The sequence below is a fragment of the Enterococcus sp. DIV1307a genome, from assembly GCF_050537425.1.
GTDB lineage: Bacteria > Bacillota > Bacilli > Lactobacillales > Enterococcaceae > Enterococcus > Enterococcus faecalis.
In genome coordinates, this window is record NZ_CP172914.1 from 1,962,734 (window position 1) to 1,989,457 (window position 26,724).

The window sequence follows — 26,724 nt, forward strand, 5'->3', positions numbered from 1 at the left end:
GTCCCACTTTTCTGTTTTACTATTAACAGGTTTGTCTCAATGTTTGTGTAAAAATGCTTGGATGGTGTTATAAAAGATTCCTGCGAACATAAAGATTAACCAACTAAACCGCCAATCCCCTAAAACAAAACTAATAAATAGATAGAGTGCAACAACTAAGGGCCAATAAACGGATGCAATAATTGCACCGACAGGATTTCCCACAGGTCCTTCCTCTGTTTTTGTTTGTTGAGGGGCAAAATCAGGATGACCAACATGTTCTGAATAAAAATAAGTTTCATTCAACAATTTATTAAAACTTCCTTTAATTACTCCACCAAATATAAACAAGAAGACGCCAACCGATACTAAAAAGAAGAGCCAACTAATCCCCATCGTTCCATTATAATATTGTCCGCCCATCATTTGATGCATGGAACGGCGCATCATCAGATGAAGGCCACTACTAAAGACAACAACTGGGATTAAACCCAAAATACAAAAAACGACGCCCGCTGCCATACAAAAAATAAATGATCGTTGAAAACTTTGTTCTCTTTGTGCAACTTCTTTTTTTAACTTAATCGGAATCAATCGTTGCCCCAGCTGTTTGTCCATTGCAACAAACCGATTACCAGCAACAATAAATAATGGAACGCCGATTGCCACACCTATGAAAAGACAAACTAAACCAAGACCGTTAGAAAGAACACCACGCATACCAACCAGCAAGCCAACACCCACCATGATTGCAACAACACCAAGACCAATTTGAATAGCACCTTTACGTTGGACAGCTAAATAGTCAAGTCCTTCCTCCACTGAAATTTCTGGCAAACCGTTCATTGAATCGTTTGTTTCATCCACTTGTTTATTTTCTAAATTCAATTCTTCCATTAATTCATCAATAGTACCAAATTCAGAAATAATTGTACCAATTGCTTCATTTTCCGATTTTCCTTGGCTGAGCAAATCTTCATAACGATCCTCAGCATTTGCTAATAAGTCCGCCTTTAATTGTTTTGTTTCAGATGTTTCAACAACGCCTGAAAATAAGCTATCAATAAATTCTTCTATAATTTTCATTTTCCCATCTCCTTTACAAATGCTTCGACGACGTCTTTTGTTACTTCCCATTCTAGTAACTTTTCCTCTAAATAACGCTCTCCTGCATGGGTTATTTGATAATAGGTCCGCTTTTTGCCATGCGTTACTTCTCCTGGAAATGATTCAATGTAGCCATTTTTCTCTAAACGTGTAAAAGCAGAATAAAGTGTCGTTTCTTTAATCGAATATTGTTCTTTAGAAATTTCACGAATGCGTTTAGAAATCGCATAACCATATGAAGCGCCGGATTGTAAGATTGAGAGAATAAAGGTATCGTTGTATCCTCGAATTGCATCACTACCAATCACATAAATTCCTCCCTCAAGTACTTCAACTATCGTACTACGTCTGTCGTTGTAATTATCTTAACACGATTACTACGATAGGTAAAGTAAAAAAAGCACGTAATGCAGAAATCATTTTAATTTCTGCACTACGTGCTGTCTTCTTTTCAGTCTATAGTTGAATGTTAAATGGTATCACCATTAAAAATAGAATTTTTTACAATCACATAATCAACTTTACGAATCGCTTCTAAATCACGACCTCCCGCGTATGAAATGGAAGATTGTAAATCTTGTTGCATTTCGACTAAAGTATCTGCCAACTTCCCTTTATGGCGTAACCAGATTTTTTTGCCTTCAACGTTTTTCTTTTCGCCTTTTTGGAATTCAGAGGCGCTACCAAAGTATTCTTTGTAAACAACACCATCTTCCACTTTTGTTTCACCTGGTGATTCTTCATGTCCAGCAAATAGTGAACCAATCATGACCATAGTTGCCCCAAAACGCACAGATTTTGCAATGTCTCCATGGGTCCGAATCCCACCATCTGCAATAATTGGTTTCCGAGCAGCTTTGGCACACCAACGTAAAGCCGCTAACTGCCAGCCGCCTGTCCCAAAGCCAGTCTTAATTTTAGTAATACATACTTTTCCTGGTCCAATCCCCACTTTGGTGGCATCGGCTCCAGCGTTTTCTAATTCGCGAACGGCTTCTGGCGTTCCAACATTGCCCGCAATAACGAACGTTTCTGGTAAAAATTTTTTCAAGTGTTGAATCATATTAATCACCGCATTTGAATGACCATGGGCGATATCAATTGTCACGTAGTCAGGAACTAAACCTTCTCGGGCTAACGTTTCAACAAAAGCGTATTCCCCTTCTTTCACACCCACACTAATTGACGTGATTAAGCCCTTTTGTTGCATTTTTTTAATAAACGGCACTCGCGCCTCTTCATCAAATCGATGCATGATATAAAAATAACCATTTTCAGCAAGGGTTTCCGCAATCGTTTCATCAATAATTGTTTGCATGTTCGCTGGAACGACAGGCATTTTAAACGAATGTTTTCCTAAAGTTACTGTAGTATCACATTCAGAACGACTATTCACGATACATTTATTGGGAATTAATTGGACATCTTCATAATCAAAAACTTTCATACTTACTGCCTCCTAGTTATTTACAAAAATAACGTAAAAACCGAACATTCGGTCATTTAACGTTCGTGTTTACAAACACCATTGTTAATTTACACTATTTACCGCCACTTGTCAAAGGCGTTTTAACGAAAATTAATCTTTTTACCCTTCTTGAACGTTTGGTAAAATGGCCTGCAATAAAATAGCAACAATTGAGGCAGTTGCCACGGGTGAACTAAATAAATATTGTAAAAATTGTGGTAGAGTTTCCAAAAACTCTTTTGGTAACAATGTCAACGCTAACGTCATAATAATCGGAACGGCAATTACATACATCTCTTTTTCATGAATTGTTACATCACTCATGACTTTCATTCCACTTACAGAAATGATGCCACAAACAACCACAAAAACACCGCCGATAACTGGTGCCGGAATGGCCGAAATCAAGGTGGAAAGTTTTCCAGATAAGCCAAATAAGACAAACCACGCACCTGCAGCCACAAAAACCTTGCGACTAGCAACTCCAGTGATTGAAATAATCCCAGCATTTGTAGAGTAACTAGTTACTGGCGTGCCGCCAATGAATGAAGAAACTAAGCAACCTAAGCCTTCACCAATTACGCCGCGATTAATTTTTTCTTCGGTCAAAGGTTCAGCGACAACATGACTCACAGCAAACCAAGTGCCTGTTGTTTCCGCCATTAAAACCAGATAAATAACTAACATCGTGGCAATGGCTGACCAATCAAATTGGAAAGAAAAGTTAACTAATGGTAACTGAGGCAAACTAAACCAAGCCGCTTCACTAACGGCTGATAAATCAAGTACCCCTAATAATTGTGCCGCGATGCTCCCAAATAATAATGCCAAAATAACAGAAGAAACGCGGAAAATCCGCCCTTTTTTCAAAGCAGAACCTAAGAGCGCAAAGAAAATCAACGTCCCCGCTGCTATAAATGCTAATAAAATATTTTGTCCTAATTCCCCTTTTGCGTGGTAAATATTATCCGATAAAGCGACTGGCATTAACGAAAGCCCCACCACAAAAATAATTGTTCCTCCCACAATTGGTGGAACAAATTTAGTGATTAAACGATTAAAAATACCAGTAAATCCTAATATAATAACAACAATTGCCCCCACTAAACTAGCACCTAAAACTGCGCCCCAGCCATTTCCTTGTTGGTTGTTGGCAAAATAAATTCCTGCAATTGCCCCGATTGGAATAAATGAAGGGCCTTGCGCAACTGGTAATCTCATACAAAAATGAGATTGAATAATCGTGGCAAGTCCTGCTGCTATGAATGTTGCTTGGATTAAAGAAGACGTTTGTGCTGTGCTAATCCCAATAATTGAAGCAATGATCACAGGTACGACGTACACGTCCATTGCTAAGACATGCTGAATCCCTAACATAGTGGCCTGCCCAAAAGATACTGAATCTTCTGGCCCCACTGTTAAATGAAGATTATTTTGTTTCTTTTCACTCATTTTTTATACTCCTTTAGTTGCTGACATTAAATTTTTATCATGTACTTTTTCACCTTGTACCCAGACTTCTCGAATATTTTCTGGTCGTGCTAAATATAAGATTTTTTGGAAAATATCAAGCAATGATTCCCCTGGATTTTTAGGGATTCGTGCTTGTGACAAGCTTGTATTAATAATTTGAACATCCCAAGCATACCCTTTTTCTAATTTTCCAATTGGCAAACTTAGCGCTTGACCACCACCAGCAGTAGCTAAATAAAACGCTTCATTTACTGTAATCCGTGCTGTTTTAACACCTCGTACTTCTGGTTTTTTTGTAGCATCCACGCCATCTTCTAACATTCTAGAAGAAATAACTGCTTGCTTTAAATTGTCAAAAAGACTTGGTGAAAAACCACCTGAAAGATCACTACCTAAACCAACTTCTACTTGATGTTGATGTACTAATTTTGCAATCGGTGTTACTGCATTGCCAAAATAAGCATTAGATATTGGGCAGTGCGCCACAGCCGTCCCTGTTTCATGGAATAAATTCATATCTGCTTCTTCTAAAAAGCCTGCATGTGCCATCACTGCTTTTTCTGTTAATAAACCAAAATCATTCAATGCTTGGGCATCATTTTTTCCAAAACGTTCTTGAACAAATTGATGTTCCCAATCACTCTCACTACAATGACTTTGAACATGGACTTGATATTTCGCTGCTAATTCTCCTAATCCTTTAAGTGCTTCCTCTGTACAACTAGGAATGAAACGCGGAGTTACAACGGGATATACGCCTTGTTTTGTTTGCTGCGCTAATGTTTGAATTTCTTGAATAAACCGTTCCGTTTCTTCTAATGCTTGTTGCGTTGTTTGATCACGATAGTATTCAGGATTCTCATTAAGATCATCCATTACAACTTTACCAATTAAGCCACGCTGCCCTTTTTCCGCACAAATTTCTGCCAAACGACGGCTAGCTTCATAATGAATGGTTGCAAAATAAAGGGCTGTTGTTGTCCCATTAGCTAACAATTGGGTTACCAGTTCATCATAGACTTGTTGGGCAAATGTTAAATCTGCAAATTTGGACTCCAAAGGAAACGTGTACGTATTCAGCCATTCATACAATGGAATATCCAAGGCGGTCCCAGATTGTGCCCACTGAGGTGCATGGACATGTAAATCAACAAAGCCGGGTAAAAGATAAGAATCTTGGGGCAATTCTTGAAAACGTTGTGCCTCTTTTTGTTCTGCTAGCACAGTTTCATACGCTTCAGCATCTGGTTCAATTATTTCCTGAATTACTCCGGCCTCATCTATACAAAAAAGTGTCTCTTCATAAACTTTAATCTCTTGCAAATTTTTACTAGAAAAACCTGTTCCTTTTATTACAAAATGAAACATTTAATACTCCTCCTTACTATCACATGAAGATTATACATAAACTTTCGCTTAATAACTATAAAAATGTGATTTTTTTTAAAAAAATACGTGTTAAAACAAGCAAAAACCGAACATTCTAAGAATGATTTATTTTTTCTTTGGATAAACAAGAAAACTTTCTATTCTTAAAATTCTTCGGTATACTTGAAGAGAATCGTTAGAACTTTAGGAGGTCCTGAGATGATACAGATCGAACAAATTAGAACAGGTGTTATTCAAGAAAACTGTTATCTTGTTTATAATGAAGAAGCATTATTAATTATTGATCCAGGTGCAGAAGGAGCAAAACTAATTCAAGAAATTACCCGTTTAGGGAAGAAACCAGCCGCTATTTTATTAACACATACTCACTATGATCATATTGGTGCGGTAGAAGAATTGCGCCATCATTATCAAATCCCTGTTTATGTTAGTCCATTAGAACAAGCGTGGCTTTCCAATCCTATTTTGAATCTTTCAGGATTAGGCAGACATGATGATATAGCAAATATTATTGTTCAACCCGCCGAACATGAATTTAAACTAACCGATTATGAAATTGGCGGCATGAAATTTTCCGTAGTCCCAACACCTGGTCATTCAATTGGTAGCGTCAGCTTTGTCTTTGATGATTTTGTTGTTGTTGGGGATGCATTGTTTAAAGGTAGTATTGGTCGTACCGATTTACACACTGGTGATATGCAACAATTATTACACAGCATTACGACCTATCTATTCACTTTACCAGAAGAATTTCCTGTTTATCCAGGCCATGGTGATGCCACAACCATTCAACATGAAAAAGCCACAAACCCATTTTTTAATTAGAGATTTATTCACTATTTAAAGAAACTTAGGAGGAGTAGCAATGACTGAAGCAACGACACTTTATATTATTCGTCACGGAAAAACGATGTTTAATACGATTGGCCGAACCCAAGGCTGGTCAGATACCCCCTTAACCAAACAAGGAGAAGAAGGCATTTATCATTTAGGCTTAGGTCTTAGAGACATAGACTTTAGGGAAGCTTATAGTAGTGATAGTGGTCGTGCCATGCAAACCGCTCAGATTATTTTACAAGAACATCAAAACCACCAAAAGATTCCTTACCTAACCGATAAACGGATTCGTGAGTGGTGTTTTGGTTCTTTAGATGGTGGCTATGATGGTGAACTTTGGGGTGTGGTGCCACGCATTTTAGCTTTTAAAAGTTATGAGGACATGATGACCACGAAGATTACCTATCGTGAGCTAGCAAATGCTATTATTGAAGCCGATACGGCTGACTGGGCGGAGCCTTATGAAGTTATTCGTGATCGTGTTTGGTCTGGTTTCGAAGATATCGCTCATCATCGAGAAAAAAATGGTGGCGGCAAAGTCATGGTGGTTTCCCATGGACTAACAATTTCCTTTTTACTTTCCTTAATTGATGCAAGTTTGCCTATGCAGATGGCACTGGAGAATGGTAGCGTGACGACCTTAACTTACGAAAAAGGAACATTTACCATTCAAGGAATTAATGATATTTCTTATATTGAAAAGGGAAAAAAGATCGCTGAAAAGCGCCGTTTATTGTAAAAAAAAGAGAAGGTTATCTGTCAAAATGACAGATAACCTTCTCTTTTTGTTTATTCTTTTAAACGTTCTACATTTTTTCTTGAGATTTGAATTTTTTCTAAGGTTTCCTTATAGTTTTTTGCTGCATAAGCAAAAAATAAAACATCGACTACATACAATTGTGCCACCAAGGAAACAGTAGCCGCACTTCTCAATGGCACGTCTTCCCCACTAGAGGTTTGAAGGACGATATCACTTTTTTCACCAATCACTGATTTTTCATCTTGTGTGATACTAACAATAGGAATCCCTTGCTGCTTCGCTAAATCAGCTAAAGTACTTGCTTCTTTATTCGTTCCAGAATTAGAAATAACAATAAAAACACTAGGCTTTTCTGTTGAGCCTAACATAGAAGCAAATAAATGATGATCCAATGTTGTAAATACCGTTCGGCCTAATCGCGTAAACTTTTGATAAATATCTTGAGCAACCAACGAAGAGGCGCCCAACCCATAGACAAAAATTACTTCTGTTTTTTCCAACAAATCAACGGCTTCATTCACTGCGACATCCTCTAATGTCTGACCGCTTCGCTCAACCACATGAACAAAGCGCGCCTGTAACTTTTGTTTAATGTCAGCTGTTGATTCCCCTTTAGTAACTTCAGTATACATTTGCTGCTTCATTTGGCCAAGATTTGCAGATAATAAAAGTTTCAACTCTGTGAAGCCATTCACATCCATAGAATGACAAAAGCGAATAATTGCCGCTGGACTTGATCCTGCTTGTTTCGCTAGCTCTTGCGCATTCATTGAAATAACTGTTTCTGTATTTTTTAAAATATATTCTGCGATTTTTCGTTCTGATTTTGGTAATTGTTGTAGACGATCTTGGATAGATAAGACAATATTTTGTTGCATAAACACCCCTCCTGATACACCATTTCCTACGCAATTAAATTTTAACAAAGAAAAAGGGAGAAGCCAAGTTCTCCTTTTTTCTATTTATTATTTAGTTGTTTGCATATCTTTAGGAATCCCAAAGAATAACGTTGCTACAAAACCACCTGCGTAAGCAGCCAATAAACCTAATACATAAGCAAGCCATTGGTTGTTGGCAATTAATGGAATTAAAGCCACCCCACTTGGTCCAATAGCAATCGCACCAACATTACCGAAGGCCCCAATCACCGCACCACCAATACCACCGCCGATACAAGCAGTAATGAATGGACGTCCTAATGGTAAAGTAACTCCGTAGATTAATGGTTCACCAATACCTAAAATCCCAACTGGCAAGGCACCTTTAATCATTTCAACTAATTTTTTATCTGATTTACAACGAATCCATAATGCTAAAGCTGCACCGACTTGTCCCGCACCAGCCATGGCCAGGATTGGTAATAACAAAGTCATCCCTGTTTGATTAATCATTTCAATGTGGATTGGCGTCAAAATTTGATGTAAACCAAACATTACCATTGGCAAGAAGGTTAAACCAAGAGTAAAGCCAGCAACCATGCCACCTTTTTCTAAGACAACATTGATAATACCAACTAAGCCATTAGAAATAGCTCCGGCTACAGGCATGATTAAGAAAATAGTTGCTAAGCCAATCACTAAAAGTGAAATGGTTGGCGTTACGATAATATCAATTGATTCTGGGACAATTTTATGCAATTGTTTTTCTAACAATGATAATAACCATACGGCAAAAATAACACCGATAATTCCGCCTTGTCCTGCAGATAATGTTCCCCCAGTGAAAATATTACTGATTGGAGCATCTGGATTCATTCCTGTCAACATTGTGACTGCCCCAATAACACCACCCAACGCTGGCGTTGCACCAAAAACGCTGGCACTGTTAATCCCAGTGTAAAGAGCTAAATAAGCAAAAATCCCATTTTTAATGATATTTAAGACATCAATATATTGTTGCCATGAAGCTGAAATATCACCAGCAACAACTAAGTTAGACATAACAGCTGCAATCCCGCCAATAATACCAGCCCCAACAAAGGCAGGAATCATCGGAACAAAGATACTAGAAATGGCTTTTAACACTTTTTTAAATGGTGAAGTGTTATTTTGTTTCGCTTTTTGTTGTGCTTTCATTTGAGCGGCTTTTTCTTCTACTAAATCTTTTCCAGATTTGCCTGCTGAAGCATCAGTTGCGGTGTCATGATTAAATGGTTCTCCCAATTTGACACCTGCTTGATCTACCATTTCTTGTGCAACCTTGTTAACAGTCCCTGGACCAACAACTACTTGCAACGTATCATCTTCTACGACGCCCATAACGCCATCAATTTTTTTCAATCCTTCAATATCCACTTTGTCATAATCGCGGATATCCATACGAACACGAGTCATACAATGAATGACTTTGTCCACGTTTTCTTGACCACCAACTTCTTTATAAATCCCATCAGCAATGCGTTTAATTCTTTCTTCTGCCATGTTAAAACACCCTCCTAATTCCTTAATTTAATGTATTCTTGATAAATTGATTCCCGTCAATTAATTTTTGTGTTGCTTCTTCTTTAGTACTATCAGTTAAAATCATTACAATTGCTAATTTCACATTTTCTTCTGCTTCTACAAATTTTAGTTCGGCAACTTCATAACTACAACCCGTTGCTTCCATAATAATCCGTTTGGAACGCTCCACTAATTTTTCATTGGTTGGTTTTACATCAACCATTAAGTTATTGTAGACTTTCCCAATACCAATCATGGAAATAGTTGATAACATATTTAAAATTAATTTTTGAGCTGTCCCAGATTTCAAGCGAGTCGAACCTGTTAAAAATTCAGGTCCTGCATCTACTTCAATCGGCATTTGTGCATACTTACTAATTTCGGCATCTTTATTACATGCCACAGTTGCGGTAGCTGCTCCCACCGTTGTAGCATATTCTAAACCGCCAATTACATAAGGCGTCCGACCACTGGCTGCAATCCCAACAACAATGTCATTTGCTGATAATTTTAGATCAACTAAATCTTGACGACCTAGTTCTTTTGAATCTTCAGCACCTTCTACTGCGACAGTCATTGCTTTTTGACCACCAGCGATGAGGCCTTGAACCATCTCTGGCTCGACGCCAAAAGTTGGTACGCATTCGGCTGCATCTAAGACACCTAACCGACCACTCGTACCAGCGCCCATGTAGATCAAGCGGCCGCCTTGATTGAAGCTTTTGATGATGGCTTCTACCACTGGTTCAATGGCTGCTAATTCTTGACCCACTGCCATTGCAACTTTTTGGTCTTCTTGATTCATTTTTTGTAACGCTTCTTTGACACTCATCTCATCTAAGCCCATTGTATTTTCATTTCTACGTTCAGTTGTTAAGTTTTCTAAATTCATTTTCTATCGTTCCTTCCGTGACTAGCGTAAATTGATTGCCTGCCTTGATTAACGGCAATATCGTTTGATCTTTTTCAATAATTCGTGTAATCGTATTGACTTTTTCATCTTTCGGCAAGTCCACAAGTGTGACTTGAATTTCTCCCATATAGCGACCATATTTTTCATTATCAATCGTTACGGTTCCCACTGGACGGGCTTCAGTCTGCTCTGACTCAATCGTTGCAATTTCATCTTTTCTGAACATTTCACTCGTTCTTGATAATTCACTTCGCAAAACATCTCTTGCAGCATCTAAACGATTGGTATGACTCCCAAGTATTCGCTTCAAATAGCGGCTCTTGCTAGGTGCTACTTCTAACAGAAATTGATTGGTTTGGTGATAATAACCAAATTGAGCCATGGTTCGCTCACTAATTGTAGGATCACCAATATAAACAGCATCGACATAAGGATCAGCCATCAAACCAACGGCAGCGGCGAAAGGATTTTGCCCCCGATGTTTTTCTAATGTTGGTAAACCAGCAAAAATTGGGCCTCTTGTTTGCCCATCTCCTGGCACAAAAGTAAAAACTTGTAAGCCTAATTCTTTAAGCCAGCGGTTCTTTTCATTAAAAAATGTTGTTCCAATACCTGTTTCAGGTCTTGGATAATAATTATGCCAAGCTTCTAAGCGAGAAAAGTCCGCTTGGTGAGCCTTTAACTCAGCCACTTCTTCCAGTGTAATGGTACTAGCATTCAATCCTATATCAATCTTATGTGAAGCATGAGCCATTTGTTCTATCGTAATGCCGTAGTCCATCCGAAGACCAGTTACGCCCAATTCGATTAAAGGCTCTAATTCATCGAAAGAAAAACCCGCTCTTTTTAACGCTTCACCTGAAATATCTACCATAATTTTCATTTTTTCTGCCTTAGCAATTGCCCCTAAATCAGTCAAGCGTTGGCGGTAAAGGGAAGTATCATCTTCTGGAATGTGTAAAGAAGTGAAAATACCATCAAATCCAAGCGCTTTCATCTTTTTGATATAAATAATTGTATCGTTTGTAATCTCTTCACCAAGAAAAACTGAAATACCATACATCTTTTTAGCTCCTCTCTAATACGCTTTCATTATAACTTGTTTGAAATAAAATTTCAACTATTTTTCTAAATATTTTTTAATTCCAAAATAAAATTTTATTCATGTTCAAAAAAAACAGATATTCCTTTATAGAAATATCTGTCTAATGCATTAATTGGCTGTGGCAGAGCCAACTGGTGTACCAGCTGTAACCACGCCAGTTTTCTCTAACGAAAATTGTGCTACTTTATCCATGTTGGTAATAATAACAACCATTTCAGTTCCTTTACCAGCTGCTTTAATTGCTTCTAAATCAGCAATTGCGACCACCGTATCTGCAGTCACTTGGTCGCCTTCTTTCACTTTAATAGTGAACGGTGCCCCGTTTAACTCTACCGTATCGATACCCATGTGTAATAAAATTTCAAGACCGTTTGTCATTTTTAAACCAATGGCATGTTTTGTTTGGAAAACGCTTAAAACTTCTCCTTCAATAGGTGCATAAATTTCACCATTTTCTGGAACTACTGCATAGCCATCTCCCATCATTTTTTGTGAAAAAACAGGATCATTCACTTCACTAATTGGGATAACGGTTCCATTGGCAACGGCATACATTGTATTATTTTCGACAACTTCATTCTTTTTCTTCAAAAATCCAAACATTTCTCTTCCCCCATTTTTTAAAGTATCACTAGTATAGAAAAAAGTTTCATGAATTACAAGTGGCACCTTTGTATAATTCTAAAATTTATTTTAAAATAAGAATTTGCATTGGCATTTACTTTGTCAGCGGGTATACTTATACTTGATGTATTTTGCATTTATTTCAGAAAGGAATGGTGACATGCTTTTTGCTAACCTATGGAAAGCAATTATTCTTGGTATTATCGAAGGAATTACCGAGTGGCTTCCAATTAGTAGTACCGGACATTTAATTTTAGTGGATGAGTTTATTAAACTCGATCTAAGTAAAGATTTTATGGAAATGTTCAACGTCGTTATCCAATTGGGAGCGATTATGGCGGTTGTTATTTTATACTTCCACAAATTGAATCCTTTCTCACCAAAGAAAAATGGCGAAGAGAAAAAAGATACTTGGATTCTTTGGTCTAAAGTCTTAGTCGCTTGTTTACCAGCGGCAGTTATTGGTCTAAAATTTGATGATTATTTAGATGCACATTTTTATAACTTTTTAACAGTATCGATTATGTTAATTGTTTATGGGATTGCTTTTATTATCATTGAAAAACGAAATAAAAATGTTGCACCGAAGTGTACTAATCTAAAAGACTTCACTTATAAAGCCGCTTTAATCGTTGGTGCTTTCCAAGTACTGGCATTAATTCCAGGAACTTCACGTTCAGGAGCGACCATTTTAGGGGCAATCTTAATTGGGGCCTCACGTTTTGTTGCAACAGAGTTTTCATTTTTCTTAGGAATTCCAGTAATGTTTGGAGCAAGTTTTTTAAAAATCTTTAAATTCTTGGCCAAAGGAAATACGTTTGGGTCAGAAGAAATCATTATTTTATTAACTGGCTCTATTGTTGCCTTCGTTGTTTCCATCATTGCGATTAAATTCTTATTGAATTACTTGAAGAAAAACGATTTTACAGTTTTCGGTTGGTATCGTGTAATTTTAGGTGCGATTTTAATTGGCTATTGGTTATTCTCATAAAAATAAAACCGTTGCTTTCACTGTTGAAAGCAACGGTTTTATTTTTTTAAATCGCCAAACGTTATTCGCTCAATCCCCTGTTCTTCAAACCACTGACGAACACGAGGATCACAAATCGTTGCTAATTCTTTGCAGCGTAAAGTGGTATATGAAGAATTATCTAACACAAATTGATCCAAATACCCAACATCAAAATGCATCTCAGCAATTGCCGATTCCGGCATCCGTAATAAACCAAAGTCATCTTCTAAAAAATTCTCCACTGATACGCCTTCGTGAATATAAGATAGCGCCCCAGACTCTAACAAATGTGTCACCTGGAAATAACCTTGTTGCGGTGGATATTCTTTTTCCCCACTATATTTCAGGGTTGTATGAAGTCCGTACTCTTCTGCTAATTCTAAAAATACTTGATCAACCACTTCATCACCAATCGAATGGCAATCAAAATGTTCAGGATAATGTCCAGTTAGTTCCTTAAAGCGCGTCAATTGCGCAATCGTTTCAAGTCGTACTTCTTCATATACGAAGGTTACTTGCTTTTGTTGACGATAATAAGAAGAGCGATGAAAATTGCCTTGTTCATCTACCAGTGAAGGAATCATACATGGGTCCGCACAAGGTTTCCCTAATAAAAAATTCGTATGCTGACCTACAAATAAGCCTGGATAATTTTTTGCTAACGCAACGGCGTGTTCTGCTGTTGGTAAATTGGGCATCAAAAGTGTCGACGTTGTTAAACCATCGACATAACTTTTGATAATGCCATGATTAATCGCTTCTGACATCCCAAAATCATCAGCATCAACAATTACTTTAACCAACAGCTCCCCCTCTTTTCTTTACGTATTTTTGATGACAATTCCGACAATAATATTAACAGCTGATTCACAATCATTAATCGTGCGCTCAAGCTGATCATAAACATCTTTCCACTTGATAACTTTCAATAAATCTTTTTCGTTAGTCATCAAATCTTTCATGGCGCTACTGTATAATTTATCGCCTTGAGATTCAATCGTATTCACTTCATCAATCAATGAAACTAACGTTTTGGAATTCTTAAATTTTGCAAATTCCTTCGTTGCTGATTTAACGCCTTCTGTCGCTTTAACAATATAAGCAGTTAATTCTAGCGCGGGCGCAATCATTTCTTCGACAACTAAATGATCAAGTAAATAAGACAAACTATTAATGCTATCGATAATGTTATCTAAGTGATCCGTAATATCGACAATATCTTCTCGATCAATCGGCGTAATAAAGGAAATATAGAGTTCATTTAAAATTTTGCGAACAATTTCATCATTCTCTTTTTCCAATTGATGAATCGCTTCTGATTTTTTTACTAAGTTTTCTAATGAATAATTGTCTACAATTTCTTGCAAAGCCTTTGCCGCTTCATAAGCATTTGTTGCTAACTGATTTAATTCTCCAAAATAATCAAATTGTTTTTTACGTGCCATGTTTTTCTCTCCTTAAAAAATTGCAATAAATAATTTTGACATCACATAAGCGATCAGCCCACATCCTGGGAAAGTTAAAATCCATGCTATCAGCATTTCTTTCACGATACGCCAGTCAACACTTGAGATTCGCTTAGAAGCACCTACTCCCATAATCGCTGTTGTTTTTGTATGAGTAGTTGAAACTGGAATCCCAAAAGCCGATGCTAAAAATAAACAAATAGCCGTGCTTAAATCTGCAGTGAAGCCTTGATAGCGTTCAAGTTTTACCATATCCATCCCGACTGATTTAATGATTCTCATGCCGCCCACAGAAGTTCCAATGCCCATTGTAATGGAACACAGAACCATAACCCATAACGGAATCACAAAACCGCCACCTGTTTTTTCGACTAAATTATTATAAAAAAGCACTAACATGAACACGCCCATAAATTTTTGCCCATCTTGCGCACCATGTAAAAAAGCATTAGCTCCTGCACCAAAGGCTTGTCCAACTGTAAAAAATTTGTTGGCTTTTCTTCTAGGCACAGCCGAGAAAGCTTTCACAACAAGTTTGGCAATCAAATAACCGCCGCCAAAGCCCATAACGGTAGAAACAACTAGACCAACAAGCACTTTAATCCATTCCGAGCCATTGACTGCACCCAAACCACCTAATGCCATTGCCGAACCAGTCAAGCCGGCAATTAACGCATGGCTTTCACTTGTGGGAATACCAAAATACCACGCAGCAACTGCCCAAACCACAATCGAAAAAAGCGAAGCAGCCAAAGCCACCTGTGAAGCGTTTCCATTTGCGTCAAAACTAACAATGTTACTAATCGTTTCAGCTACTTGGGCATTAAAAAAGGTCATGACTAATGCACCTAAAAAGTTCATCACAACAGCCATCCAAATTGCGACATTCGGTTTTAACACCCGAGTCGAGACAGCGGTTGCAATTGCGTTCGGCGCATCCGTCCAACCGTTAACAAAAATTACACCCATTACCAAAGTAATCGTTACCAATAATGCAATACTCACAAAGACACCACCATTTTTCATTTATCTATTTTATCATAGCATGTTTTAAAAAAAATGTATGCTTTTTTCTTAAGGCTCTGGCAAATTTTCTTATTTTTTTCTTGAAATTGTCTGTTAAGGAAAAAAACTTGTCGTCTTTTATTGCAATGGAACAATGGATTAGGTATAATGATTACTGTTGAATTACATTGGCTGACCAGTGTAAAACCTAAATCATCGGAGGTGAAACAAATGCCAAATATCGAATCTGCAATCAAACGCGTACGTACAAGTGCTAACGCGAATGCGAAAAATTCATCTCAAACAAACGCAATGCGTACAGCAATCAAGAAATTTGAAGAAGCTGTAGCTGCTGGAGCTGATAACGTCGATGCTTTATACAACGAAGCTGTTAAAGCTGTTGATATGGCTGCAACTAAAGGTTTAATCCATAAAAACAAAGCTAACCGCGATAAAATTCGTTTAAGCAAATTAGCTAAATAATGTGAGATAGAAGTTAGCATTCATGTTAGCTTCTTTTTTCATCAAAAAATGTCCAAGTCTGTTTTCACAAAGACTCGGACATTTTTTTATAAAGGTGAATCAATCCACGGTAAATCCGTTGTGAGATGTTGACTAAATAATTTAGTCTCTTCTCGCAAAGCTAAACGTTGTTGTCGTCTCGTTTCATAATTGGAACAAATCAACTTTTCTTCTGCAGTTTCTGGGACGACTGTCGCTAATTGGAAGTCACTTTCAGGATTCATATGAGACGGAATGGCTACAAAAGTTGTAAAACAAGTCGCCGCTAAATAACGCTCTCCAGTTGTTAAATCTTCTCCTACAACTTTAACAAATACTTCCATCGATTTATGATGCACGCCAGAAACAAACGTTTCAACACACACTGAGTGATTTTCTTTTAAAGGTTTTAAAAAATTCAAGTTATCTAAAGATGCTGTAACTGCCCCTCTCCGACAATGTCGTGAAACGGAAATGGATGCGGCGTCATCAATTAAAGACATTAATTTCCCACCAAATAGTGCACCAAAGGGATTTAAATCAAAGGGAAATACACGATGTGTTTGAATCACTCGTGATTCTCGACAAAATTTTTCTTTCGTCATTAACGATTCCTCTACTTTCATTTATAAACTTTTCCACGCTTTACTTTAGCTTACTTTACCATTTGATGCAATCCTTACTTTTTAGGAAACATTTAAAAAATAACAAATTTGCAAGTCCCATTTATTCATTTTTAGGAAAGTTGCTGTATAATAATAACGGTTAAAGAACTTTTAAGGAGATGGATACACATGAAAATTGCAATTGCTGGTGTCGGCGCTATGGGCAGCCGTTTAGGAATTATGTTGCATCAAGGCGGAAATGATGTAACTTTAATCGATCAATGGCCCGCGCACATTGAAGCCATTCGTAAAAATGGTTTAATCGCTGATTTTAATGGAGAAGAAGTTGTCGCAAAACTACCAATCTTCTCACCAGAAGAAATTGACTATCAAAATGAACAAGTTGATTTAATTATTGCTTTAACCAAAGCACAACAATTAGATGCAATGTTTAAAGCGATTCAACCAATGATTACTGAAAAAACGTATGTACTATGTTTATTAAATGGCTTAGGTCATGAAGATGTACTAGAAAAATATGTGCCAAAAGAAAACATCTTGGTTGGCATTACCATGTGGACAGCTGGTTTAGAAGGACCGGGACGTGTTAAACTTTTAGGTGATGGCGAAATTGAATTAGAAAATATTGATCCTTCTGGTAAAAAATTTGCTTTAGAAGTCGTTGATGTCTTCCAAAAAGCTGGTTTAAATCCAAGCTATAGTAGCAATGTTCGCTACTCTATTTGGCGGAAAGCCTGTGTCAATGGTACGCTAAATGGTTTGTGTACAATCCTTGATTGTAATATTGCCGAATTTGGTGCACTACCTGTTAGTGAATCCCTTGTTAAAACATTAATCAGTGAATTTGCAGCAGTCGCAGAAAAAGAAGCCATTCATTTAGATCAAGCAGAAGTCTATACACATATTGCTCAAACTTATGATCCAAACGGTATTGGCTTGCACTATCCGTCTATGTATCAAGATTTAATTAAAAATCATCGTCTCACAGAAATTGATTACATTAATGGTGCTGTTTGGCGCAAAGGACAAAAATACAACGTAGCAACACCTTTCTGTGCCATGTTGACACAGCTTGTTCACGGAAAAGAAGAACTATTAGGAGCTAAATAATAAGAAAGTGCCAGAGACAATCGTTGAATGACGATTGTCTCTGGCACTTTCTTATTTTGCTTGCGCAGTCAATTTTAAAATAAATAATTGGAATAGTAATTCTTTATCCATTTGGCCCGTTTTCATGCGATAATCATTTTCAACTAATTCATCATAAAGTCTTTCTAATCGAGACAATTCAAATCGTCGGACTTGTTGTAACGCTAACTTGACTCGATAAGGATGAACCTTTAATGTATCAGCGATATTCGCTTGTTGATAGCCCATCTTAGCCAAAATTTTTGTTTGTAGAAAAAGGCGAATCTGATTCAATAAGATTGCATTTAACTTAATGGTTTCTTCTCCTTGTAAAAGTAAATCTTCATACAATTGAACAGCTTTTTCACTGTTTCCAGAAAGTACTTCGTTGGTTAAGTCAAAAACATTATGTTCCAAAGACTTAGGGACTAATTCTTGAACCGCACCTCGTGTAATTATCTTCGTTTCAAGGGCATATAAATACAGCTTCTGTAATTCTCCCATAATTTTTGATAAGTTCAAGTCTGTCAATTGAAGTAATAAATCAAAAGCATCGGAGCGAATAGTGTACCCTTCACTCTCAATCGTTTGAGAAATGTACTGACGAATAGCCTTTTCATCCATTGGATTGACGTCAACTACTGTGGCATTTTTTTTCAATGCTTTGGTAATTTTTTTGCGTTCATCTAATTTTTCATAAGAGGCCATAAAAACAAGAACAGTTGTTGGTGATGGACTTTCCAAATAATTCAATAAAAGATTGACATCATGTTCCACACCGTTTGTTTTTCTTTCGGCAGTTAAAAAGTAAGGATTTTCCACAAAGACAAGGCGATAATCACCAAAAAACGGAATCGTTTCCGCTTCAGCAATCGCTGCACTTAAAGGTGTTTCCTCCATATCAAATGAGAAAAAGTTAAATTGATCATCCTCTTCCGTCAACAATTCTTTCATCAATGTTGTTTTAAATAATTCAGTTAAATAAAGTTCTGTTCCTATTAATAAATACACTGGAGCGATTTTTTGCTCTCGCACTTCTTTCAAAGCTTTTTGTAACTCCATTGGCTCGCTCCTTTTCTCGTTTCTCTTGTTTATCCTATCATGTTACTTCTGGAAATACTAGTCTTGTTCTTTAACAAATTTGGCTTTAGAAAGCCCTTTCCAGGGTAACCATTGATAATAAATCATTCCTTGAAGATCAGTCCGATAATAATTTATTTTTTGCTCTTCCAGCGTCACTAATGTCTCCTGATGAGGATGTTTAAAACGATTATTCAGTCCAGCTGAAATCAATGCTTCTCGCGGATTAAGCTGTTTGATAAATCTTTTAGTAGACGACGTTTTACTACCATGATGACCGACTTTCAAGATGTCGATTTTCAACTGGGGATAGCGAGCCAACACTTGTTCTTCTCCTTCGGCTTCCAAGTCACCAGTAAATAAAAAATGCCGTCCGCCTAATTGTGTGGAAAACACTATCGAGTCATTATTGCCCCCAATACTGCTCTTATTTGGTGATAAAATTTGAAAAGAAACGGGCCCATTAATTCGCTTGGGCGCTAAAATTGGCCGACAGTCTGTCCCGCTTTTTTGGAGTTGTTTCAAGACTTGGCGAAACGAAAAATTGGCTTCAGCTGCTCCTTTAGGAAAATAAAGAACAGAAATTGGAACCTTCTGCGCAATGGCTAATAAATCGCCAAAATGGTCTTCATGTGCGTGTGTGATGATCACTTCATCTAAACGTTTGACCCCTTGACTTTTGAGAAAAGGAATCACTGAATATTCCGCTCCTGATCGACTATTTTTCCGTTGCCGCCAAGCTTCTTTGTCAAAAGACAACCGACCACCTGTATCGATCAATGTATTTTTTCTGTGAAAAGGCGCTTGGATAAACAAACTATCCCCTTGGCCTACATCGATCATTGCAACAATGCCAATTGGCGAAAGGTATTTACTATTTATCAAAACAATTAGTAGTCCGATTGAGAAAAAAATTTTTTTAGACTTGTCTGCTAAATAAATCATTGAAAATCCGATTAGTAATAACAAACTAATTTGTATCCAAGCATTTAAATAGCCGATGGTCAGCTTCGGATTTAAGTGAACTAGCACCCACTCAAATAAGCCATTCATTGTTAAAAATAGTGGTTCGAGCAAGGCTGCTAAATAACGTGCTGGCATAATAATCACTAGAAAAAAGCTCAACGTCAAAAGCGGTAACAAGAACCGTTCAAAAATTGGTAACAAGAGAAATGTTAAGAAACTTCCTAACAAGGGCCATTCATAAAATGATTGGACTAAAATAGGTAAGGAAGCCACAGCCAATAGGAAAGAGCCTAAACAATTTTTAATGAAAGGCGAAGAATAACCAACCAATGTTTGCTCTAAAAACAGCAGAACAAAAGAAAGTAAGTAACTAAATTGACCGCCGACTGAAAAAAAGAGGGTTGGCTGAACAATCAAGTGCACTAAGAGAGTTAAACTCCAACAATCGAGGGCCGGAACCTGCCAATTAAACCGTCGATTGAACGTATTGAGGTTTGTTTGTAAAAGCGCCCGCATGACACTAACTGAGAATCCTGTTAAACCAGCATATATCAGAGAAAAACCGCATTGCCACAAAAAATAACTTTCTTGCGTTTGGCGAGCGATTCTTAGCATCAGCAAGCGAAATAAACGAAGGAAAAAAGAAACATGCATCCCTGACAAACTAAAAAGATGCAAAATGCCTAATGCTGAAAATTTATCGCTTATTTCAGCAAATTCTTCATTACGAAAACCTAAGAGCAACGCATTCATATACATTGCACTAGTCTCAGCAAAATTTTTCTGAATATGTACCATCGCCCACTTCCGCCAGCCGCTAATGATTTCTTTAAACCGCCAAGAAAAAAAGGAACGCGGTTGTCCTATCTCCTCAATGAATAAAATAGCTTCGATTCCTTGATTCTTTAAAAATAGTTGATAATTGAAGCCATTTTTGTTGGTTTGACCTTGGGGCGAGTCTAAAATACCTACAGCGGTTGCCTGAATGGTTGTGGTTAGTTGTTGCCATTGCTGTTTTTCTTTCACACTTTTTAATTGATAAAATGCCATCACTTTCTGCCTTTTGCCTTTTACGATCCAATTGGCAGAAAATTTTACTTGATCACCATCTACTTGTATTTCATCTGGTAATATCGTTAGCTGTCCTGACAAGCGGACTTCTTTAGGCAACAAAGAGACTGGCTTTAACCACTGGAAAATCAATATGCCCCCTACTATTAAAAAACTGCACAAAAAGCCTCCCAATATAACAGGAAAACTTTTTGTACAGACAATACGGATAACAGTGATAGAAAAAAGAAGAGCTCCTAATAGACTAGGTGCGAAAAAACACCACAGCCCACAACTAGTCAGTAGAGCTACGAAGAACCAATTATTCCTCAGCTGAGGAAGGATTGTCCTCAAGTGTGGCAAATTCTTCTCCCCATTGTAATTCGGCAAAATATTTTGGTACTAAAGTCACTTTTTCAACCGTGGCTCCTACTTGTTCAATTAAATTTAGGGCGTACGCATCATTACGGTAATCCTTTAAATAATAAATCTTTTTAATCCCTGCTTGTAAAATCATCTTTGTACATTGCAGGCAAGGGAAATGTGTCACATAAATTTCTGCCCCTTCTGTAGGGACGCCAAACTTCGCACATTGTAAAATTGCATTCATTTCTGCGTGGATTGTCCGAACGCAATGATTATCAACAACATAGCATCCTTCATCAATACAATGCGTTCCGCCACTGACTGAACCATTGTAACCTCCTGCAATAATTCGTTTGTCGCGAACAATGGTTGCTCCGACAGTTAACCGTGTGCAAGTACTTCTTAATGATAATAAGACGCTTTGTCCCATAAAATATTGGTCCCATGGAATTCGTTCCATAATAAACCTCCTTTATTTTTAATGACTCCTGTGTTCGATTTGCCAAATCATTTAATCTTATTACAAATAGTATGTTATCCGCATCCCATAGTCAAGAATTCTCAGGAATTTTCTGTTAAAAGTTAGCCAGTCACTGTCAACATGTCTTTTAAACGTTCTACTGTTTTCTCTCCAATACCTGGAACATTTTTCAGTTCCTCGACGGTTTTAAACGGTCCTTGTTCGTCACGAAAGCGAATAATCTCTTGTGCTTTTTTCGCACCGATTCCTGAAATCGTTTGTAGCTCTGCTTCTGTTGCCGTATTAAGGTTGATTTTTTCCTCCTGATTTTGCTGAGCAGGTGCTGATTCCTGCAGCGTTTCTAATGACTGTGCCATTGCTTCTCCTTTTTTGGGCACGTAAATAATCATTTGATCTTTTACTTTTTGCGCGTAATTGACCTGGGCAGTATCAGCTTCCTCGCTCACGCCTCCAGCTAAAGCTAAAGCATCCCAAATCCGCTGCTGAGTTTTTAGTTGATAGATTCCTGGTACTTTCACTGCGCCTTTAATATCAACATAGATCATTGTTTCTGCCCTTTCTTTTGTAGCATCTGTGGCGACCTCTGCCGTAGTGGTCAAACTTGTCTCCTCCCACATTGTGGTGTCTACTTGTGGCTCCTTATTAACCATCAAATAAATTCCCACTAATAGAGTTATCAAAATAACTATAGACGCACCACTACCTAGCAATAGCCACTTTTTGGGTAACTGTTTCAACCAATCCATCGTTTGTCCTCCCTTCAAAATATAATTACGCATTTTTTAACAAAAAAATGCGCCTGGACCAAAAATCACTAGTAATTTTTGGCCCAGGCGTACTTTTATTTTAATTTTTCTAGATAGTTCAAGGCATCTTGAACCGTTTTTACTGGGACAATTTTCATTTTTGTCCCAATTTTTTTCGCAGCTTCTTGTGCTTCTTGATAATTCGATTTGATTTTCGGCTCAACTTTTTTCATTTCTGAAGTTATTTCATCATCGGGTGCAAAGAAAATTTCTGCACCGTTCTCACTGGCTGTTACAACTTTTTTGTCAATACCACCGATTCTACCAACGATTCCTTGACTGTTCATCGTACCTGTTCCAGCAATTTCATGACCTTTACGTAAATCTTTATGACTTAATTGTTCATAGGTCTGCAAAGTAAACATTAACCCAGCCGATGGCCCACCAATATCACCCGCTTCAATAGATACTGGGATAGAAGAATCAATTTCTGTATGATCGGTCAAACCAATACCAATCCCCGCTTTTTTATCTGTTGGCAATTCAATTAATTTGCCGGTCGCTTCTTTTGCTTTGCCATCTTGAATAAATTGAACAGTGACTTTTTGATTCACTTTTTGTGCTTTAATGTAATTCATTAATTCTTCACTGCTTTTAAAAGATTTGCCATCCACGCCTGTCACGGTATCGCCAACTTCAATTTTTCCTTTAAAACTTGAGTTGTCTTCCATCGCTAACACATAGACGCCTTTAAATTTCATCTCATATGGAACCTTCGCTAATTTTAAGGCTTGCTCAATTGCGGCGTTTTTTGAGGAATCCATATAGTATTGTTGAATTCGATTATATTCGCTATTACTACTATCTCCCATTAATTCTTTTTTTGACATGACTTCTTGAAAATCCGAAAAGTTTGCTTTTATGGCAGAAAAAATAGTGGCCGAACGAATGCCCACCGTTGTTAAATAAAAAGCACCTGACTGCGTATCTTTTTTTCCATCAACAGTTACAAACTCTTTTAAATTTTCTGTCGTTCCTGGTCCTTCAATATAATAAGGAATTGGGACGATAAACAAACCAATTAGCAGCAATGCCAATACCATTGGAATGAGTGATTTAAACGAAAATTTTTCTGTTTTTTTATTCATTATTTTAGCTCCAGTCATTCTTCTTTTGTTTTAACGCATGATAAATATTGGGAGGAAGATAGTCAGACACATCGCCCCCAAAACGTAAAACTTCTTTTAGTAAACTGGAACTTACATGTGCATATGGTTCTTCTGCTAATAGAAAAACCGTTTCAATTTCTGGCGCCAGATGTTGATTCATTTTAGCAATGTCTTTCTCGTACTCGTAGTCTTTGACGTTTCTAATGCCACGAATCAAAAAATTAGCCCCTAATGATTTTGCACTTTCCACAGTTAACTGGGTTTCTTGCATGATAACACGCACATTTGGCATTTCTTTAGTTGCTTCTTCAATTAAATATTTTTTCTCTTCTGGCGTAAATAATGTTTGCTTACTTGTATTTATAAAAACGCCAATGATGACTTCGTCAAATAACTTCGCACTGCGTTCAATCAAATTTAAATGACCATTTGTCATCGGATCAAAACTTCCGGGAAATAGAGCAATTTTACGCATCTTACGCCTCCTGACGATAAATCGTTACTTGAGTGATTCCGTAAACGGTTTCTCTTATTTTTTCTAGTGTACCAATCGTTTCCGGTAATTTGACAGTTTTATCTGTTTCACAAACGATAACGGCTTCGTTTGTTAATAACTGCCGTTCTAACATCTTTTCTAATTGTGAAACAATTTCTTGTTTGGCATAGGGCGGATCCAATAAGACCAAATCAAATTGTAGCTTCTCTTCATAAAACTGTTCTAAGGCACGATTAGCATCCATTTTTCTAACTTCAAATTTTTCTGGTTCTTTTGTAATCGCAATATTTTCTTTAATTACTTTTAGTGCAGCAAAATTCTTTTCAATACAAATACTTTTGTCCATTCCACGAGAAACGGCTTCAATCGCTAACCCGCCACTTCCTGAATATAAATCCAGCGCCATTCCACCATCGAAATATGGACCAATCATATTAAAAATAGATTCTTTTACTTTATCTGTTGTGGGCCTAGTATTGTCGCCATCTAACGCTTTCAAGCGCCGGCCACCATATTCTCCAGAAATAACACGCATTGTTTCGACTCCTTTATCAATCATTCTTTTATAATTCATTATAACAAAAAGAGTGAAAAATGTTTGAAATTTCTCATAACATTTCTCACTCTTTTGCATTAGACATTCTCTGCTAAGCGAATCTCTGTAGATAATTCCTCTACTACATAGCCATCGTCTTCTTGTTCTTGATAAGCCGCTTTGGTACCAATTTTTTCAGCAAAATTCATTTCGACATCTGGTCGATACGATTTATCGACACTACGAACAAAATGTAACTGATTAATTTTTTCCATGTTACTTTCAATATTTTCTTCATTCATGTAAATCACCACATATTTCATTTTTCGTGAAACATAGTGAATCAGTCCATATCGGCGTAACTGTTTTAACGGTTTTAATGTGTATACCCAAACAATTAGGCAACGACGCTCTTGAAGCGTAAATTCTTTTTCTTCTTTAGCTTGCATGGCAGCTTCCTCCACAACCTGAATGTTTCTTTCCTCGTTCAAAGAAAGGATTTCCAGCATCTACTTTAATATCTTCAGAAATTAGTTGCGCAATCTTTAAACCAATTGTATCTAGCAACGTTTGAACGTTTGTCTCAGCAAAACGATAATTTGCAACGATTTCATTTAAATCAAGCGCCCGCTTCGCTTTACGTAGGGCTCGTTGTTTCTCCCGAAAATCGGGTGCATGAATTCCATAAGCTTCTACTCGTTCAAAGGCTGACTTAGCTTCTAAAAATGCTTTTTGTAACTGAGCAACTTCCGCCGAAGCATACATAGCTTTTTTTGTTTCTTTATAGTTTTGAACAGCATCACTTTCTAAAAGTGCTGAAATTAAGCATTCTGTTTGATCTTCAATTGCAAATAAATGTTCTGTCACAATCATAACTTTTCACTACTCTCCGTGATTTGCCTATTTTCTGGTCGTTTCTCTAATAAGACTAACACACCTTCATTGGAAAAGGCAACGCCCAATTCTGTCGTTTCTGACTCAGCAAAATAGCTATCATATTGCGGGTCCGAAAACCATGACAAAATAGTAAAGGTACTATCATAAACAGGTTCTTGGAAAATACCTGCTGGTTCTCTCAACGAAAGTTTGCTCGTTTTAACTAATAAAGAAAATTCGTCCTTAGTCAAATGAAAGGGATGAATGGCTGTATGTTCCTCTCTCGTTTGTAACAATTCTGCTTGTCGATTTGCCGACAAAATTGTTGGTGTATGGTTAGCCATCGTTTGATACAATGTTTGGGCATCTTTTTGACTTTGTGTAGAGACTGAAAAAGCAGCTTGATTTTCTTGCTGTTTAACCAGATTCATGACATAAATCGCTTGGTTACTTTGAACAGGATCGAAGGTCATTGACTGCGTTATATCAACTGGCAAAGGAGAACCTTCATTTAATTGATACGGCATTTCCGTGAGCAACGTTTCTTTATTGACATAATTAACTGCCATTAAACCGCCTGTCCGCTGATTAAAAAATAACACTGCAAAACTGCCATTATCAAAAGCAACCAGTGGTCGATAGTTCATATCTTCTTCCATCAGCTCGACATCGTAAGCTTCATGATGAAAATTAAATGCAAAATTCGAATAAATCGTCATTAAATCAGACAAGTCAGCAAGCTTCATATCTATCTTAAACGGTTCTATCATTTTGTCATTGTTAAAGGCCTTAATTGCGATGACTTTATTTTCTCGAACGTTGACTTCTAAGTAATCATTCATCGTCAAACCGAACGTCCATAATTCATACGTACGACCTGTTTTAATTTTTTCTTTAGGATTGCCAAACTGGCGGATAAAGGTTTCCACATCTTTCCCTATGTATGCTGCGTAGCCAGAAGCTGGCAATTCTTCATGAGGAACAGCGGTGTGAGCGCTGGATAAGCGCCCACTTTGAGCTGTTTCGGTTGGTTTTTCAGCAGGGAAAAAAACTGGCTCTAAATATCCGATGAGTAGAACTGTTAAAAAAACAGCAGTAAAGGCCCAAAATCGCTTCATTTTTTCC

29 protein-coding genes are annotated in these 26,724 nt (G+C 37.3%); 5 read left to right on the forward strand and 24 right to left on the reverse strand.

Annotated elements, in window-relative coordinates; translation table 11 throughout:
• Window positions 1-36: 36 nt before the first annotated feature.
• The 5 genes from IGL90_RS09505 to guaD all read right to left on the reverse strand — a co-directional run bounded on the left by IGL90_RS09505 (window position 37) and on the right by guaD (window position 5,395).
• On the reverse strand, window positions 37-1,065 hold the full coding sequence (locus tag IGL90_RS09505) for a permease prefix domain 1-containing protein (RefSeq protein ID WP_002356724.1): 1,029 nt from the start codon (window positions 1,063-1,065) through the stop codon (window positions 37-39).
• Window positions 1,062-1,394 carry a PadR family transcriptional regulator gene (locus tag IGL90_RS09510; RefSeq protein WP_002356722.1) on the reverse strand — a complete coding sequence of 111 codons (333 nt, stop codon included), beginning with the start codon at window positions 1,392-1,394 and terminating at the stop codon, window positions 1,062-1,064. The genes IGL90_RS09505 and IGL90_RS09510 overlap by 4 nt, the downstream gene beginning before the upstream one ends.
• A gap of 161 nt (window positions 1,395-1,555) precedes the next feature.
• Window positions 1,556-2,533 (reverse strand): GMP reductase, encoded by a 978-nt coding sequence (gene guaC, locus IGL90_RS09515; RefSeq protein ID WP_002362677.1) that lies wholly within the window; start codon window positions 2,531-2,533, stop codon window positions 1,556-1,558.
• A gap of 141 nt (window positions 2,534-2,674) precedes the next feature.
• Window positions 2,675-4,006, reverse strand: coding sequence for a nucleobase:cation symporter-2 family protein (locus tag IGL90_RS09520; protein ID WP_002359736.1), 1,332 nt, complete (start codon window positions 4,004-4,006; stop codon window positions 2,675-2,677).
• A 3-nt stretch (window positions 4,007-4,009) separates the two neighbouring features.
• Window positions 4,010-5,395 (reverse strand): guanine deaminase, encoded by a 1,386-nt coding sequence (gene guaD / locus IGL90_RS09525; RefSeq protein ID WP_002376716.1) that lies wholly within the window; start codon window positions 5,393-5,395, stop codon window positions 4,010-4,012.
• A gap of 219 nt (window positions 5,396-5,614) precedes the next feature.
• Here guaD and IGL90_RS09530 point away from each other — a divergent pair, with 219 nt between their 5' ends.
• Together IGL90_RS09530 and IGL90_RS09535 are read left to right on the forward strand one after the other, a co-directional pair.
• On the forward strand, window positions 5,615-6,241 hold the full coding sequence (locus IGL90_RS09530) for an MBL fold metallo-hydrolase (RefSeq protein ID WP_002356716.1): 627 nt from the start codon (window positions 5,615-5,617) through the stop codon (window positions 6,239-6,241).
• Window positions 6,242-6,281: 40 nt separating this feature from the next.
• Complete coding sequence (locus IGL90_RS09535) at window positions 6,282-6,992, forward strand: histidine phosphatase family protein (protein ID WP_048737984.1); 711 nt, start codon at window positions 6,282-6,284, stop codon at window positions 6,990-6,992.
• Window positions 6,993-7,042: 50 nt separating this feature from the next.
• Here IGL90_RS09535 and IGL90_RS09540 read toward each other — a convergent pair whose 3' ends face one another.
• The 5 genes from IGL90_RS09540 to IGL90_RS09560 all read right to left on the reverse strand — a co-directional run bounded on the left by IGL90_RS09540 (window position 7,043) and on the right by IGL90_RS09560 (window position 12,141).
• Complete coding sequence (locus IGL90_RS09540) at window positions 7,043-7,891, reverse strand: MurR/RpiR family transcriptional regulator (RefSeq protein ID WP_002385762.1); 849 nt, start codon at window positions 7,889-7,891, stop codon at window positions 7,043-7,045.
• A gap of 87 nt (window positions 7,892-7,978) precedes the next feature.
• Window positions 7,979-9,433: a PTS transporter subunit EIIC gene (locus tag IGL90_RS09545; RefSeq protein WP_002356713.1), complete on the reverse strand. Its 1,455-nt coding sequence runs from the start codon at window positions 9,431-9,433 to the stop codon at window positions 7,979-7,981.
• A gap of 22 nt (window positions 9,434-9,455) precedes the next feature.
• Window positions 9,456-10,346 (reverse strand): N-acetylmuramic acid 6-phosphate etherase, encoded by an 891-nt coding sequence (gene murQ / locus IGL90_RS09550; RefSeq protein ID WP_002362196.1) that lies wholly within the window; start codon window positions 10,344-10,346, stop codon window positions 9,456-9,458.
• Window positions 10,321-11,430 (reverse strand): DUF871 domain-containing protein, encoded by a 1,110-nt coding sequence (locus IGL90_RS09555; protein WP_002380596.1) that lies wholly within the window; start codon window positions 11,428-11,430, stop codon window positions 10,321-10,323. The genes murQ and IGL90_RS09555 overlap by 26 nt, the downstream gene beginning before the upstream one ends.
• Before the next feature lie 150 nt (window positions 11,431-11,580).
• Window positions 11,581-12,141, reverse strand: a complete 561-nt coding sequence (locus IGL90_RS09560; protein WP_002380597.1) for a PTS sugar transporter subunit IIA — start codon at window positions 12,139-12,141, stop codon at window positions 11,581-11,583.
• A gap of 115 nt (window positions 12,142-12,256) precedes the next feature.
• Between IGL90_RS09560 and IGL90_RS09565 the strand changes: the two genes are divergently transcribed.
• Entirely contained in the window at window positions 12,257-13,087 is an 831-nt protein-coding gene (locus IGL90_RS09565; RefSeq protein ID WP_002356708.1) for an undecaprenyl-diphosphate phosphatase, read from the forward strand.
• Window positions 13,088-13,125: 38 nt separating this feature from the next.
• On the opposite strand, the gene IGL90_RS09570 is transcribed toward IGL90_RS09565, so the two are convergent.
• Genes IGL90_RS09570 through IGL90_RS09580 form a run of 3 tightly spaced genes read right to left on the reverse strand, consistent with a single transcriptional unit; the run spans window position 13,126 to window position 15,600 of the window.
• Window positions 13,126-13,911, reverse strand: a complete 786-nt coding sequence (locus tag IGL90_RS09570; protein WP_002356707.1) for a ChbG/HpnK family deacetylase — start codon at window positions 13,909-13,911, stop codon at window positions 13,126-13,128.
• Between the two features lie 18 nt (window positions 13,912-13,929).
• Window positions 13,930-14,553: a DUF47 domain-containing protein gene (locus IGL90_RS09575; protein WP_048737981.1), complete on the reverse strand. Its 624-nt coding sequence runs from the start codon at window positions 14,551-14,553 to the stop codon at window positions 13,930-13,932.
• A gap of 12 nt (window positions 14,554-14,565) precedes the next feature.
• A complete protein-coding gene (locus IGL90_RS09580; protein WP_002356704.1) occupies window positions 14,566-15,600 on the reverse strand; it encodes an inorganic phosphate transporter in 1,035 nt (344 codons plus the stop codon).
• A 210-nt stretch (window positions 15,601-15,810) separates the two neighbouring features.
• On the opposite strand from IGL90_RS09580, the gene rpsT reads away from it, so the two are divergent.
• The gene (gene rpsT, locus IGL90_RS09585; RefSeq protein WP_002356703.1) at window positions 15,811-16,062 is read left to right on the forward strand and encodes a 30S ribosomal protein S20; all 252 of its coding nucleotides are present in this window, start codon (window positions 15,811-15,813) and stop codon (window positions 16,060-16,062) included.
• Between the two features lie 86 nt (window positions 16,063-16,148).
• Here the strand turns inward: rpsT and IGL90_RS09590 are convergent, their stop codons facing one another.
• Complete coding sequence (locus IGL90_RS09590; RefSeq protein ID WP_174078498.1) at window positions 16,149-16,706, reverse strand: acyl-CoA thioesterase; 558 nt, start codon at window positions 16,704-16,706, stop codon at window positions 16,149-16,151.
• Window positions 16,707-16,874: 168 nt separating this feature from the next.
• On the opposite strand from IGL90_RS09590, the gene IGL90_RS09595 reads away from it, so the two are divergent.
• Window positions 16,875-17,816 carry a ketopantoate reductase family protein gene (locus tag IGL90_RS09595; protein WP_048737977.1) on the forward strand — a complete coding sequence of 314 codons (942 nt, stop codon included), beginning with the start codon at window positions 16,875-16,877 and terminating at the stop codon, window positions 17,814-17,816.
• A 51-nt stretch (window positions 17,817-17,867) separates the two neighbouring features.
• Here the strand turns inward: IGL90_RS09595 and holA are convergent, their stop codons facing one another.
• The 10 genes from holA to IGL90_RS09645 all read right to left on the reverse strand — a co-directional run bounded on the left by holA (window position 17,868) and on the right by IGL90_RS09645 (window position 26,717).
• On the reverse strand, window positions 17,868-18,896 hold the full coding sequence (holA, locus tag IGL90_RS09600) for a DNA polymerase III subunit delta (RefSeq protein WP_048737975.1): 1,029 nt from the start codon (window positions 18,894-18,896) through the stop codon (window positions 17,868-17,870).
• Window positions 18,897-18,953: 57 nt separating this feature from the next.
• Window positions 18,954-21,218 (reverse strand): DNA internalization-related competence protein ComEC/Rec2, encoded by a 2,265-nt coding sequence (locus IGL90_RS09605; RefSeq protein WP_161796751.1) that lies wholly within the window; start codon window positions 21,216-21,218, stop codon window positions 18,954-18,956.
• 34 nt (window positions 21,219-21,252) lie between these two features.
• On the reverse strand, window positions 21,253-21,756 hold the full coding sequence (locus tag IGL90_RS09610; RefSeq protein ID WP_002356697.1) for a ComE operon protein 2: 504 nt from the start codon (window positions 21,754-21,756) through the stop codon (window positions 21,253-21,255).
• 122 nt (window positions 21,757-21,878) lie between these two features.
• The gene (locus IGL90_RS09615; RefSeq protein ID WP_033594480.1) at window positions 21,879-22,556 is read right to left on the reverse strand and encodes a helix-hairpin-helix domain-containing protein; all 678 of its coding nucleotides are present in this window, start codon (window positions 22,554-22,556) and stop codon (window positions 21,879-21,881) included.
• A 62-nt stretch (window positions 22,557-22,618) separates the two neighbouring features.
• Window positions 22,619-23,689: a SepM family pheromone-processing serine protease gene (locus IGL90_RS09620; RefSeq protein WP_002382735.1), complete on the reverse strand. Its 1,071-nt coding sequence runs from the start codon at window positions 23,687-23,689 to the stop codon at window positions 22,619-22,621.
• Window positions 23,676-24,167: a pantetheine-phosphate adenylyltransferase gene (coaD, locus tag IGL90_RS09625; RefSeq protein ID WP_002356693.1), complete on the reverse strand. Its 492-nt coding sequence runs from the start codon at window positions 24,165-24,167 to the stop codon at window positions 23,676-23,678. Before coaD ends, IGL90_RS09620 begins: the two co-directional genes overlap by 14 nt.
• 1 nt (window position 24,168) lies before the next feature.
• The gene (gene rsmD / locus IGL90_RS09630) at window positions 24,169-24,762 is read right to left on the reverse strand and encodes a 16S rRNA (guanine(966)-N(2))-methyltransferase RsmD (protein ID WP_079995072.1); all 594 of its coding nucleotides are present in this window, start codon (window positions 24,760-24,762) and stop codon (window positions 24,169-24,171) included.
• Between the two features lie 59 nt (window positions 24,763-24,821).
• Window positions 24,822-25,172, reverse strand: a complete 351-nt coding sequence (locus tag IGL90_RS09635; protein ID WP_002359714.1) for a YlbG family protein — start codon at window positions 25,170-25,172, stop codon at window positions 24,822-24,824.
• Complete coding sequence (locus IGL90_RS09640) at window positions 25,162-25,596, reverse strand: YlbF family regulator (RefSeq protein ID WP_002356689.1); 435 nt, start codon at window positions 25,594-25,596, stop codon at window positions 25,162-25,164. The genes IGL90_RS09635 and IGL90_RS09640 overlap by 11 nt, the downstream gene beginning before the upstream one ends.
• Window positions 25,593-26,717: a CAP-associated domain-containing protein gene (locus IGL90_RS09645; protein WP_002379682.1), complete on the reverse strand. Its 1,125-nt coding sequence runs from the start codon at window positions 26,715-26,717 to the stop codon at window positions 25,593-25,595. Before IGL90_RS09645 ends, IGL90_RS09640 begins: the two co-directional genes overlap by 4 nt.
• Window positions 26,718-26,724 lie beyond the last annotated feature (7 nt).

Bases quoted from the DNA above. Each gene is read 5' to 3' on its own strand.
- coaD (WP_002356693.1), bottom strand. From the start codon at position 24,167: ATGCGTAAAATTGCTCTATTTCCCGGAAGTTTTGATCCGATGACAAAT.
- rsmD (WP_079995072.1), bottom strand. From the start codon at position 24,762: ATGAATTATAAAAGAATGATTGATAAAGGAGTCGAAACAATGCGTGTT.
- IGL90_RS09530 (WP_002356716.1), top strand. From the start codon at position 5,615: ATGATACAGATCGAACAAATTAGAACAGGTGTTATTCAAGAAAACTGT.
- guaC (WP_002362677.1), bottom strand. From the start codon at position 2,533: ATGAAAGTTTTTGATTATGAAGATGTCCAATTAATTCCCAATAAATGT.
- IGL90_RS09540 (WP_002385762.1), bottom strand. From the start codon at position 7,891: ATGCAACAAAATATTGTCTTATCTATCCAAGATCGTCTACAACAATTA.
- IGL90_RS09620 (WP_002382735.1), bottom strand. From the start codon at position 23,689: ATGACTGGAGCTAAAATAATGAATAAAAAAACAGAAAAATTTTCGTTT.
- IGL90_RS09635 (WP_002359714.1), bottom strand. From the start codon at position 25,172: ATGCAAGCTAAAGAAGAAAAAGAATTTACGCTTCAAGAGCGTCGTTGC.
- IGL90_RS09595 (WP_048737977.1), top strand. From the start codon at position 16,875: ATGAAAATTGCAATTGCTGGTGTCGGCGCTATGGGCAGCCGTTTAGGA.
- holA (WP_048737975.1), bottom strand. From the start codon at position 18,896: ATGGAGTTACAAAAAGCTTTGAAAGAAGTGCGAGAGCAAAAAATCGCT.
- IGL90_RS09545 (WP_002356713.1), bottom strand. From the start codon at position 9,433: ATGGCAGAAGAAAGAATTAAACGCATTGCTGATGGGATTTATAAAGAA.
- IGL90_RS09645 (WP_002379682.1), bottom strand. From the start codon at position 26,717: ATGAAGCGATTTTGGGCCTTTACTGCTGTTTTTTTAACAGTTCTACTC.
- IGL90_RS09555 (WP_002380596.1), bottom strand. From the start codon at position 11,430: ATGTATGGTATTTCAGTTTTTCTTGGTGAAGAGATTACAAACGATACA.
- murQ (WP_002362196.1), bottom strand. From the start codon at position 10,346: ATGAATTTAGAAAACTTAACAACTGAACGTAGAAATGAAAATACAATG.
- IGL90_RS09520 (WP_002359736.1), bottom strand. From the start codon at position 4,006: ATGAGTGAAAAGAAACAAAATAATCTTCATTTAACAGTGGGGCCAGAA.
- IGL90_RS09575 (WP_048737981.1), bottom strand. From the start codon at position 14,553: ATGGCACGTAAAAAACAATTTGATTATTTTGGAGAATTAAATCAGTTA.
- IGL90_RS09615 (WP_033594480.1), bottom strand. From the start codon at position 22,556: ATGCGTAATTATATTTTGAAGGGAGGACAAACGATGGATTGGTTGAAA.
- IGL90_RS09610 (WP_002356697.1), bottom strand. From the start codon at position 21,756: ATGGAACGAATTCCATGGGACCAATATTTTATGGGACAAAGCGTCTTA.
- IGL90_RS09580 (WP_002356704.1), bottom strand. From the start codon at position 15,600: ATGAAAAATGGTGGTGTCTTTGTGAGTATTGCATTATTGGTAACGATT.
- rpsT (WP_002356703.1), top strand. From the start codon at position 15,811: ATGCCAAATATCGAATCTGCAATCAAACGCGTACGTACAAGTGCTAAC.
- IGL90_RS09535 (WP_048737984.1), top strand. From the start codon at position 6,282: ATGACTGAAGCAACGACACTTTATATTATTCGTCACGGAAAAACGATG.
- IGL90_RS09565 (WP_002356708.1), top strand. From the start codon at position 12,257: ATGCTTTTTGCTAACCTATGGAAAGCAATTATTCTTGGTATTATCGAA.
- IGL90_RS09640 (WP_002356689.1), bottom strand. From the start codon at position 25,596: ATGATTGTGACAGAACATTTATTTGCAATTGAAGATCAAACAGAATGC.
- guaD (WP_002376716.1), bottom strand. From the start codon at position 5,395: ATGTTTCATTTTGTAATAAAAGGAACAGGTTTTTCTAGTAAAAATTTG.
- IGL90_RS09505 (WP_002356724.1), bottom strand. From the start codon at position 1,065: ATGAAAATTATAGAAGAATTTATTGATAGCTTATTTTCAGGCGTTGTT.
- IGL90_RS09590 (WP_174078498.1), bottom strand. From the start codon at position 16,706: ATGAAAGTAGAGGAATCGTTAATGACGAAAGAAAAATTTTGTCGAGAA.